The sequence below is a fragment of the Rothia sp. HMSC076D04 genome, from assembly GCF_001814645.1.
GTDB lineage: Bacteria > Actinomycetota > Actinomycetes > Actinomycetales > Micrococcaceae > Rothia > Rothia mucilaginosa.
This window is the reverse complement of record NZ_KV817359.1, coordinates 1-206: the sequence shown is the minus strand read 5'-3', so window position 1 is coordinate 206 and position 206 is coordinate 1. Positions and strand designations below refer to the sequence as shown.

1 protein-coding gene is annotated in these 206 nt (G+C 62.6%); it reads left to right on the top strand.

Annotated elements, in window-relative coordinates:
- Positions 1-32: 32 nt before the first annotated feature.
- Positions 33-206: IS3 family transposase (locus HMPREF2980_RS09690; RefSeq protein WP_305793992.1), on the top strand; the 174-nt coding region annotated here is incomplete at its 3' end.

The following is a 206-nucleotide window of genomic DNA, read 5'->3' as shown; positions in this document are numbered from 1 at the left end:
CGCGAACCCCCAACGGGTGCGGTCACAGGCAGGTGGCCATGTGCCTGCGCGCTGAGGAAGGGGTGCGCATTGCCGATAAGACGGTCTTGAAGATGATGCGTCAGATGGGGTTGCGCTGCGGTATACGCCGCGAGAGGGCCTACCACAGGTACAACTCCTACAAAGGGGAGGCGGGGCAAAGTTTCGCCAACATCATCGGCCGCGAC